Origin of the sequence: Bradyrhizobium sp. (genome assembly GCF_049581145.1) — a bacterium.
Classification (GTDB): Bacteria; Pseudomonadota; Alphaproteobacteria; order Rhizobiales; family Xanthobacteraceae; genus Bradyrhizobium.
The window spans coordinates 1-9390 of sequence record NZ_JBAURI010000608.1 but is presented as its reverse complement, the minus strand read 5'-3'; the positions used below and the strand labels follow the sequence as shown (position 1 = coordinate 9390).

Here is a 9390-nt window from a genome sequence, read left to right as displayed (position 1 = left end):
GCAGGGAGTCGGCCAGCGAGGAGCGGCCATTGGACGACCACACTGCACAGCTCAGTCAAGGCCGGATCTACAAGGTTGCCGTGGCCAGCATCGTGGGCTCGGTGATCGAGCAATATGATTTCCTGGTCACCGGCGTGATCGCGGCCACGATCTGGGGCCAGGTCTTCTTCAAGCTTCCGGGTCTCGCGGCAGCGGCCGCTGCGATCGGCGTGTACGGCATCGGCATCATCATCCGCCCGATTGGGGCCTACATCTTCGGTCATCTCGCCGACCGGCGCGGCCGCAAGGATTCGCTGGTCTATGCGCTGGTGCTGATGGGCGTCAGCACGCTGCTGATCGGGCTTACGCCCGGTTATGACAGAATCGGCGTGGTCGCGCCGGTCCTGTTGATCGTCTTGCGGCTGGTGCAGGGCATCAGCTTCGGCGCTGAGTTCGGCACCGCCGCGACCTGGGTTGCCGAACAGGCGGCGCGCTCGAAGCATCGCGCCTTCTGGAGCGCATGGGTGGGCTTCGCGATCCCGATCGGGCTGCTGCTCGGCTTCGGTTCGGTGATTTTCGTGAAGTCGCTGATGACGCCGCAGGCGTTTGTGGCGTGGGGTTGGCGTATCCTTTTCATATTCGGCTTTCTGGTCGCGGTCGTCGGCATCGTCATCCGCACACGCACCGAGGATAGTTTTGTGTTCGAGCATCACAGGGCGCAGCAGGCGGTGCTCGACTATCCGGCCACGCAGGTCTGGCGCGAAATGCCACTGACCATCCTGCGCACCTCGCTGGTGAACGCCATGTTCGGTGGTGCATTCTTCCTGTATTTCGTGTTCGGCACCAGCTACATGAAGGCGGTCGGCTTTTCCGGCTCGACGCCCGAGATGATCGGATTGATCGCGGCTGGATTCATGTTGCTGTTCATGCTGCTCGGTTCGTGGCTCGCCGACGTGTTCAACCGCCGGGCGATCCTGTTGATCGCCTCTGTCGTGTTTCTCATTTTCGCCGTCCCGTATTTCTATCTCATCAATACCGGCAGCTTCCTGCTTGCCGCGATCGGTGAGGTCATTGGATTTGGCTTTGTGTTCGGTTTCGGCTACGGCGCGATTCCCGCGTTCTACACCGAAAACTTCCCGACCCGCTATCGCGCCTCGGGTGCGAGCGCCGCTTACCAGATCTCGCAGGTCTACGGCGGCGGGTTGATCCCGATCGTCGCCGGATTGATCCTGAACGCCTACGGCATTCATCGCGCCTATATCTATATCGGCGTTCTCGTCATGTTTTACGCGGGGCTGGCGATCTTCGCGATCCTCGGCACGCCCGAAACGAGGGAGGTCGATCTGGAAGGCATGGTGGCGCGCAGCTGAGAACCGCCTCGTTCCTGGAGCTGTCTTCGCCGACGGATCAGACGCCTGGAGGAATCAGATCCGGGAAACCCGTAATGCGGCGGATGCGCCCCTCTTTCAGCACGGCGAAGTCGGTCCCCTCGATCGGGCTGTCGGCGACCCGGGGCCGAGCCGCCCACGAGAAGCGCAATGACAAGCGATCGTGTCGACGTCGGTTATCTCGGTTCCTCCTTCGTTGCGCCGGTCGAGCCGGCCGGCGCACTATCGAAGGCGTGCGCGGCCGAATCGATCACCTCGGAGCCATGGGCTCGGTCCCCCATTACCCGGCGCCTTGAGCTGCCCTGTTGGCCGGAAAGCCGAATCTTCTCGTCCTGCGCCGCGCCGAGAAGGAATCTCCCAAGCGACGCCGCAAGATTGCAATAGCTCTCCATTGCGTCTCGCGCTCGACGGCCGCAGATTCAACGGGTGAACCAACCCGTGAGACAGCCGGTGGCGCAAGATCAATTGTCCGATCCGTTCGGTGAGCCGCATCTGATTGCGACGCTGCCGCAGGCCAGTCGCGTGACCGGCTTTGCCGGCATCGCGCTGTTTGTCGCGGTTGCGGTGCTGTTGCTGGCGGCACGGGGAATGATTGGCTAGCTTGGCGAGGGTCGTGCATGATTGGCCGCGCATGCCGCCGGTCGCGCGATCAGCTTTTCGAAGGCAATCGCCGAGGGGACGTCGAGCCGTCCCGGCGTCTTCAGTCTCCATAGGGTTCGCTCGATCTCGAGGCCGCGCATCTTGATGATCTTCAGCCGATCGAGCGCGATCTGATCCTTCACCGCGGCCTCTGACACGATCGCAACTCCGAGGCCTGCCGCCACCACCTGCTTGATCGCTTCGGTGCTGCCGATTTCGAGCGTGCGGCCCGGCTCGATCTTGCGGGCGCCGAGCGCCTGGGAAATCACCTCGCGCGACCCGGAGCCGGGCTCACGCACGATCAGGATCTCATCGGCAATGCGCTTCGGATCGATCGGCTGGTTCGACAGCGTGAAGTGGTGCCTTGGACCGACGATCAGTTCCATGATGTCGGTTCGCCACGGCTCGGAGGTCAGGCCGTCTTCCTCGACCGGGCCTTCCACCAGCCCGATTTCGATCTCATGCGCCAGCATCAGCTGCGCGATGTCGCGGGTGTTGGCGCTGGTGAGCTGCAGATCGATGCCGGGATATTGCGCATGGAACGCGCCGAGATAGTCGGGGATGAAATAGGTCGCGATCGTGGTCGAAGCGCCGATCCGCAGCGATCCGCTGTTGAGGTCGCGCAATGCGCGCAGTTCCTCCTCGGCTGCCCGTTCGGCGGCGAACAGCATTTCCGCGTGCCGCATCAGGGCTGCGCCCTCGCGCGTCGGCTTGACGCCGCGGGGGGTGCGGTCGAGCAGCAGGCATCCGAGCTGCAGCTCGAAATCGCGCACGCCCTTGGAGATGGCGGGCTGGCTGAGCAGCAGGACCTCCGCCGCTTTCGAGAAGCTCCCGGTCCGGGCCACGGTCGCAAAGAGCCGCAGCAAATGAAGATTGAGGGGCATAACTTTTCTCTATTCCGTCAAACAAAAAAGATATTAACCGCCAGGCGAGGGAAAGCGTAAAGAATATTCTCCAGAGCCTAGGAGATTGCGTGTCCCGCCAGTTGTCGTCCGTTCGTCCGCTTCCCTCGCGGCTGATTGAGGGGGTGGTCGCCCGGCTGCCCGGGGTTGGACTCTGCGCGCTCCTCACCGTGCTTGCCTTTGCCGCGCAGGCCCTCGAGACGCGCGGCCTCGGGCATCCCTACGTCGAAGCGCTGGTGCTTGCGATCTTTCTGGGCATGATCATCCGCGCGGTCTGGAAGCCTCCACGAGCTTGGCAGATGGGCATCGCGTTCAGCGCCAAGCAGCTCCTTGAACTCGCGGTGATGCTACTGGGCGCCTCGCTCGACCTGACCCTGGTCGCGAAGTCCGGCACACTGCTTCTGGTTGCGATCGTGGTCATCGTGGCGCTGTCGCTTGGCGTGAGCTACAGCGCAAGCCGGCTGCTTGGACTGCCCAGCAAGCTCTCGATCCTGGTGGCCTGCGGCAATTCGATCTGCGGCAATTCGGCGATCGCGGCCGTGGCGCCGGTGATCGGCGCCAGCAGCGAGGATGTCGGCGCCTCGATCTCGTTTACGGCGATCCTGGGCATCCTCACCGTGATCGGGTTACCGCTGCTGGTGACGCTGCTCGGCTTGTCGGCCACGCAATATGGCATCCTCGCTGGGCTCACTGTCTACGCGGTTCCGCAGGTGCTGGCGGCAACGCTCCCGGTCGGGTTGGTCTCGACGCAGATCGGCACCTTCGTCAAGCTGGCGCGGGTCCTGCTGCTCGGTCCGATCGTGGTAGCGCTCTCGCTTCTGTTTCGCAAAGCCAATGCAGGGTCGGGCAAGAAGGTCAACGCGCTGACATGGGTGCCCTGGTTCGTGCCGGGCTTTCTGCTCTTTGCAGCCGTTCGGTCGGCCGGTCTGATCCCGCAAGTCGCCGCGGCGCCGATCGCTGCCACAGCCGGTGTGCTGACGATCAGCTCCATGGCGGCACTCGGCCTCAGCGTCGATCTCAGACTGTTGGCGCGGATCGGACCGCGGGTGACCGCGGCGGTCACGGCATCGCTGTTGTTTTTGATTGCGATGAGCCTTCTCGTCGTTCGCTGGTTCTGATCAGTTCAATCATTCTCGATGCCGTCGCGCAGCAGGCCCCAGCGCACGGTGGCGTGGTGCTCGATCGGCCGCAGCACGAGGCGTCCGAGCAAAATCCGGTCGACGCCGATCGCGAGCATGCCGACCACGATCCGCCCCGATAGAAAATATTGCTGGGCATTGCAGAGCTGATGGCCGATGCCGTCCGTGCTCGCGATCATCTCGCCGCCCGCCAGCGAGCGGAAGCCGAACGCGGATGCGCAGACTGCCCTCGGGGGGGCCGCCCGCCACGCGCGCTGCTTGGCCGAAGATCGGCCCGGGCGCGATTGAGTCCATTGGCAAACAGCACGCTGAAATGCTCGCGCTTGGCGACCTCTGGCCAGGCCCGCACCGCCATGTCGGCGCTACTCTGGGCGTTGCCGTGCAGAACGATCACCAGCGATGCCGCCTTGGTGGGCCGAGCTGCGCGGTGAACGTCCGCGTCACGCTGCCCACGACGATGTTGTCGCAGAGCGCCGGAGCTGCTCAGCAGGCAAAGGCTGCGAGTGCGGTCAAACGCGCCGCACGCGGAAACCGGGTCATGGCAAGTCGGGATCGCGCCTGATCAGGATTGCGGCGGGTTGCACCATTCGCGGGCACGAGCCGGCCGCCCTACGGTGCCGGTCTGGAAGCGCGTCGATCCTGAACATTAAATTATCGCTGATCAGATGGCTGCCGCGATGGCATGGGGCGCGCGCCGTCCGGCTACGATTCGCTATCGCAACAGCGGGTTAACCAGTTCCAGTTTCGGACCTTTGGGCGGCGGCCAAGTGAAGCGCCGTGGCAACACATCATGTGAATTTGTTTGCCGGCGTGCCGGCTGCCTAGACAAAGTCGCGATCTGGCAACACGCTGCGCTTGCATCACCGAAGATTCCAAAATTCGGTTTCGACAGAATTCGAACTGGGGCTCAACATGAAACTCGTGACGGGGTTGCTTGCGGTAGTTCTCTTCTTGGCGGGGGTGGGGGCAAGCCACGCGGTCGTCCGCATCGCGGACGACCGCGGTGGCCGGATCGGAACCTACGTCGACAAGTATCAGGACCTGCGCAGCTCCGGCGAAGCCGTGATCATCGACGGCCTCTGCGCGTCGGCCTGCACCATCGTCCTCGGCGCGATTCCCCGCGACAAGATCTGTGTAACCTCGCATGCCACGCTGGGCTTCCATGCGGCGTGGGATTTCGGCGCCAATGGCCGGGCGATCACCAACCCCGAAGCCACCCAGATGCTGTACTCGATGTATCCCTCCCCGGTGCGGCGCTGGATTGCCGCGCGCGGTGGCCTGACGCCGCGCATGATCTTCCTGCGCGGCAGGGAATTGCAGACCATGTACAAGCCCTGTTATCTCGACGCCCAGGCCTCCGCCGCGAAGTTGCCGATGTCGTCGGTCTCCGCAACGTCCGCAACGAGGCTGCCGATGTCGCAGGCCTCCGCCACCAGGCCGCCATCGTCGCACTGAGCCGATCGCTCTCTGAGGTCTGGCTGCGCTGAGGTCGTTGGGGCTCCGCGCGACGTGATCTTCACCGTCATCATGGCGCTTGCCCGGGCCGGTCGCCCGCCTTATTTAGGGCTGATGGGGCAGCCACTTTCAACTCCACAGAACCTGCCTGATCGGACGACGTCTGGTCCGGCGAGGTTTGCCGCGCTGCACCCGGCTGGCAAGGGCTTGCCGGTTGCCGCGATGGCCGGTGCCGGACTTGGCGCATTGGTCATGCTCGGCGCATTGTCGCTGTGGTTCCACTACGGGACCACGGTGTTCTTCGAGATGGTCGCCTCGGGCTTGTCGGCCTGCTTCTGATCGAGGCGCATAAAGGAATTCAGCATGGCTCAGACCGCCTCCGCTCCCGCTGCTGGCCGTCCGCTGGTGATTTTCGCATCCTTTGCCGGCAGTCTGGTGCTCGGGCTTCTGGTGATGCTTTGGGCGTTGGGCGACATGCACAAGGTGACCACACCAGGCGCTATCGGCGGCCCGTTCCAATTGACCGACCAGAGCGGCGAACTCGTCACGGAAAAGAGCCTGGACGGGCGCCCGACCCTGATCTTCTTCGGCTACACCCATTGCCCCGACGTCTGCCCGACCACGCTGTTCGAGATTTCAGAGGTGCTGCGGGCCATGGGTAAGGATGCCGACCGCGTCAACGCCTATTTCATCTCGGTCGATCCCGAGCGCGACAATCAGGCGGCGATGAAGGACTATCTGTCCAGCTTCGATTCCCACCTGAAGGGGCTGACCGGCGATCCGGCGGCCGTGACGCAAGTCACCAAGGAATACCGGGTCTATGCCAAGAAGGTTCCCCTGAAAGACGGCGACTATACCATGGACCACACCGCGCTCACCTATCTGATGGATCGCGACGGTAAATTCGTCGCTCCGTTCAACCTGAACCGGACGCCTCAGGAAGCCGCCGCCGATCTGGTACATTATCTCTAACGCGAATGAGCGGCTTCCAGGGGCGAAACATCGCTCGAATTGGCGGGCAGATGGTCTATAAGGCCGCTCCAGTCCTCAAGACATCGGCAAAACCGTTGCGGATCGTGTCTTTCCTTACCGCAATACCGCTTTCTCGGGCAAATCGCGGGCCTGCCGCCGTGCTCGCCGCCTCGCTGTTGGCAGCTGTCTTGTCCGGTGTTCCGGTGGCGCAAGCCCAGACCTTGCCAAAAGCGCCCGCAGCGGCGGCGCCGCAGGCAGTCCCCGGGTTCTGGGACCCGCGGCGGCGCCCGGAGCGGCCGGACTTATCGCGCCTCACCGTGATCCGGTTTCTGACCGAGACCGACTATCCGCCGTTCAATTTTACCGGCCCCGACGGCAATCCGGCCGGCTTCAATGTCGATCTGGCGCGCTCATTGTGCGACGAGATCAAGGTTACCTGCACTATCCAGATGCGGCGGTTCGAGACGCTGCTCGATGCGATTTCCAGCAACCGGGGCGATGCCATCATCGCCTCCATGGCGGCGACGCCGGAGCTGCGCGCCCGCGTCGACTTCACCGATCCCTATTATCGCGCTCCGGCGCGGTTCGTCTCGCGCAAAGACGCCGCGATGCCGGAGATCCGCCCCGAATATCTCGAGGGCAGGAAGGTCGGCGTCGTCGCCGGCAGCGCGCACGAAGCCTATCTCAAGGCGATGTTCACCGACGCCGAACTGCATTCCTATCCCAATGACGACGCGGTGCGCTCCGCGCTGCGGCGGGGCGAGGTCGATTTCATCTTCGGCGATGGCATCTCGCTGGCGTTCTGGATCAACGGCACCGATTCCGGCGATTGCTGTGCGTTCGCCGGCGGTCCGTTCGTCGAGAGCCGCTATTTCGGCGAGGGCATCGGGATCGCGGTGCGCAAGGGCAACGACCTGTTGCGCCAGGCGCTGAACTGGGCGCTGTTCCGGATCTGGGAAAAGGGCCGCTACACCGACCTGTGGCTGCGCTATTTCTCGGTGAGCCCGTTCTAGGGTAGTGTGTTCCGCAGTCTTTCGTAGGGTGGGCCAGGGCGCCGTTGGCGCCGTGCCCACCAGTCCAGCGGCGGTGGGCACGCTTCGCTTTGCCCACCCTACCGGCGCTTGTCGTTGCGGGGCGCGCAAACGATAAAGCAATTCCGCCTTCGCCTTTCTTGGAGAGCCACTCCCAAAATGTCCACGATCGATCCGTCACAGTTGCGCGTGCTTGCCGAACAATCCAACGCCTGGCCGTTCGAGCAGGCGAAGGCGATTGTCGCGCGGCTGCAGAAGAGGCCCAAGGACGAAGTGAAGGACGAGGTGCTGTTCGAGACCGGCTACGGCCCGTCCGGCCTGCCGCATATCGGCACCTTCGGCGAGGTCGCGCGCACCACCATGGTCCGCCACGCCTTTCGTGTGCTGACCGAGGACAAGATCAAGACCAGGCTGATCGCCTTCTCCGACGACATGGACGGCCTGCGCAAGGTGCCGGACAACGTGCCGAACAAGGAGTTGTTGGCGCAGCATCTCGGCCGGCCGCTGACGCGCGTGCCCGATCCGTTCGGCACCCACACCAGTTTCGGCGCGCACAACAATGCGCGGCTGCGCGCCTTTCTCGACACGTTCGGTTTCGACTACGATTTCGCCAGCTCGACCGACTATTACACCTCGGGACGATTCGACGGCGCGCTGTTGCGCATGCTGGAGCGGCTCGACGCGGTCATGAAGATCATGCTGCCGTCGCTGCGCGAGGAGCGCGCGGCGAGCTATTCGCCGTTCCTCCCGATCTGCCCGCGCACCGGCATGGTGCTGTATGTGCCGATCATGGATCACGACGCCAAGGCCGGAACCATCGCCTATGACGACCCCGAGACCAGGGAGCGCGTGACGCTGCCGGTCACCGGCGGGCACTGCAAGCTGCAATGGAAGCCGGACTGGGCGATGCGCTGGTACGCGCTCGGCGTCGATTATGAGATGGCCGGCAAGGATTTGATCGACTCGGTCAAGCTGTCCGGCAAGATCTGCGCCGCGCTTGGCGGCACGCCGCCGGAAGGTTTCAACTATGAGCTGTTCCTGGACGAACAGGGCCAGAAGATCTCGAAGTCGAAGGGCAACGGGCTCACCATCGACGAATGGCTGCGCTATGCCTCGCCGGAATCGCTGTCGCTGTTCATGTATCGCGAGCCGAAGGCGGCGAAGCGGCTGTATTTTGACGTCATCCCGCGCAATGTCGACGACTACCAGCAATTCCTGGAGGGCTTCCCGCGCCAGGACGCGCGCCAGCAGCTCGGCAATCCGGTCTGGCACATCCATCAGGGCCATCCGCCGAAGGCCGACATGCCCGTCACCTTCCAGCTCCTGCTGACGCTGGTATCGTCGTCAAACGCGGAGAATGCGGAAACCCTGTGGGGCTTCATCGGCCGCTACCGTCCGGGCGTCACGCCCGAGACGCATCCAAAGCTCGATGCCATGGTCGGCTACGCCATCAATTATTATCGCGACTTCGTGGCGCCGACCAAGACGTTCCGCGAGCCGACCGACGGTGAGCGCGCCGCGCTGCAGGACCTGCGCGACGCGCTGTCGCAACTGCCCGCGGAGTCCCCGGCCGAAGAGATCCAGAACGTGGTCTATGAGATCGGCCGCCGCGAGCCGTTTCTCGATCCTGTCAAGAAGGGCAAGGACGGCCGGCCCGGCGTCTCGCTCGACTGGTTCAACATGCTCTACCAGGTGCTGCTCGGCCAGGCGAAGGGCCCGCGATTCGGCTCCTTCGTCGCGGTCTATGGGATTTCGAATGCGGTCGCGATGATCGACGGCGCGTTGGCGCGGTCGGCGTAAAGGCGCTGTCGTCGGACCCATAATTAAAGGCGTCAGTCGTTCTGAAGGATCTCTGCCATTCTGCTCCATCGATGGATGCGGTACG

Annotated in this window: 10 protein-coding genes; 8 read left to right on the top strand and 2 right to left on the bottom strand. The window is 63.8% G+C overall.

The window, feature by feature from the left end; all coding sequences use genetic code 11:
• On the top strand, positions 1-1349 hold a 1349-nt coding region (locus WCB02_RS20020; RefSeq protein WP_423960718.1), incomplete at its 5' end, for an MFS transporter.
• A 468-nt stretch (positions 1350-1817) separates the two neighbouring features.
• On the top strand, positions 1818-1967 hold the full coding sequence (locus tag WCB02_RS20015) for a hypothetical protein (protein WP_423960716.1): 150 nt from the start codon (positions 1818-1820) through the stop codon (positions 1965-1967).
• Here WCB02_RS20015 and WCB02_RS20010 read toward each other — a convergent pair.
• A complete protein-coding gene (locus WCB02_RS20010; protein ID WP_423960714.1) occupies positions 1964-2890 on the bottom strand; it encodes a LysR family transcriptional regulator in 927 nt (308 codons plus the stop codon). The two genes, WCB02_RS20015 and WCB02_RS20010, sit on opposite strands and share 4 nt — an antisense overlap.
• An 89-nt stretch (positions 2891-2979) precedes the next feature.
• Between WCB02_RS20010 and WCB02_RS20005 the strand changes: the two genes are divergently transcribed.
• A complete protein-coding gene (locus tag WCB02_RS20005) occupies positions 2980-4026 on the top strand; it encodes a YeiH family protein (protein ID WP_423960712.1) in 1047 nt (348 codons plus the stop codon).
• A 5-nt stretch (positions 4027-4031) separates the two neighbouring features.
• Here WCB02_RS20005 and WCB02_RS20000 read toward each other — a convergent pair whose 3' ends face one another.
• Positions 4032-4226, bottom strand: a complete 195-nt coding sequence (locus WCB02_RS20000) for a hypothetical protein (RefSeq protein WP_423960711.1) — start codon at positions 4224-4226, stop codon at positions 4032-4034.
• A 733-nt stretch (positions 4227-4959) separates the two neighbouring features.
• Between WCB02_RS20000 and WCB02_RS19995 the strand changes: the two genes are divergently transcribed.
• From WCB02_RS19995 to WCB02_RS19975, 5 genes are all read left to right on the top strand, one after another.
• Positions 4960-5502 (top strand): hypothetical protein, encoded by a 543-nt coding sequence (locus WCB02_RS19995; protein ID WP_423960709.1) that lies wholly within the window; start codon positions 4960-4962, stop codon positions 5500-5502.
• 54 nt (positions 5503-5556) lie between these two features.
• On the top strand, positions 5557-5841 hold the full coding sequence (locus WCB02_RS19990; RefSeq protein WP_423960707.1) for a hypothetical protein: 285 nt from the start codon (positions 5557-5559) through the stop codon (positions 5839-5841).
• Positions 5842-5865: 24 nt separating this feature from the next.
• Positions 5866-6474: an SCO family protein gene (locus WCB02_RS19985; protein WP_423960706.1), complete on the top strand. Its 609-nt coding sequence runs from the start codon at positions 5866-5868 to the stop codon at positions 6472-6474.
• 50 nt (positions 6475-6524) lie between these two features.
• Positions 6525-7487, top strand: a complete 963-nt coding sequence (locus WCB02_RS19980; RefSeq protein ID WP_423960704.1) for a transporter substrate-binding domain-containing protein — start codon at positions 6525-6527, stop codon at positions 7485-7487.
• A gap of 177 nt (positions 7488-7664) precedes the next feature.
• On the top strand, positions 7665-9305 hold the full coding sequence (locus tag WCB02_RS19975) for a lysine--tRNA ligase (RefSeq protein ID WP_423960702.1): 1641 nt from the start codon (positions 7665-7667) through the stop codon (positions 9303-9305).
• Positions 9306-9390 lie beyond the last annotated feature (85 nt).

Coding starts and splice junctions, on each gene's coding strand:
- WCB02_RS19975 (WP_423960702.1), top strand. CDS start 7,665: ATGTCCACGATCGATCCGTCACAGTTGCGCGTGCTTGCCGAACAATCC.
- WCB02_RS19985 (WP_423960706.1), top strand. CDS start 5,866: ATGGCTCAGACCGCCTCCGCTCCCGCTGCTGGCCGTCCGCTGGTGATT.
- WCB02_RS20000 (WP_423960711.1), bottom strand. CDS start 4,226: ATGATCGCGAGCACGGACGGCATCGGCCATCAGCTCTGCAATGCCCAG.
- WCB02_RS20010 (WP_423960714.1), bottom strand. CDS start 2,890: ATGCCCCTCAATCTTCATTTGCTGCGGCTCTTTGCGACCGTGGCCCGG.
- WCB02_RS19980 (WP_423960704.1), top strand. CDS start 6,525: ATGGTCTATAAGGCCGCTCCAGTCCTCAAGACATCGGCAAAACCGTTG.
- WCB02_RS19995 (WP_423960709.1), top strand. CDS start 4,960: ATGAAACTCGTGACGGGGTTGCTTGCGGTAGTTCTCTTCTTGGCGGGG.